General features: G+C 42.5%; 1 protein-coding gene. It reads left to right on the top strand.

Going from position 1 to position 299, the window contains the following annotated elements; all coding sequences use genetic code 11:
- Window positions 1-299: sensor histidine kinase (locus tag SB660_RS19790; protein WP_410583975.1), on the top strand; the 299-nt coding region annotated here is incomplete at both ends.

Here is a 299-nt window from a genome sequence, read left to right as displayed (position 1 = left end):
ACGGGTAAACCTTGTATCGCTGCTGCGGGAAACGTTAATTGATATTTTAAACGATTCGAGATATGCGGATAAGTCCATTGAGCTTCAAACGAACCTGGAAAAGCTGATGCTGAACCTTGATGCGATATTGATTCGGAGAGCGGTCACGAATCTCATTTTAAATGCCCTCGTTCACAATGATCCCGATGTGAAGATCGTTGTACAGCTTGAACAAAAAGAACGAACTCGTGTGACAATTAAGGACAACGGCAAAGGGATAGAAGAAGAGGAGCTGGAAAAAGTGTTTGATCGCTATTACA

This window comes from Bacillus sp. SIMBA_005 (assembly GCF_046535585.1).
GTDB lineage: Bacteria > Bacillota > Bacilli > Bacillales > Bacillaceae > Bacillus > Bacillus pumilus.
Note: the sequence above shows the minus strand (reverse complement) of the source record. Positions and strands in the feature narration are given on the sequence as shown.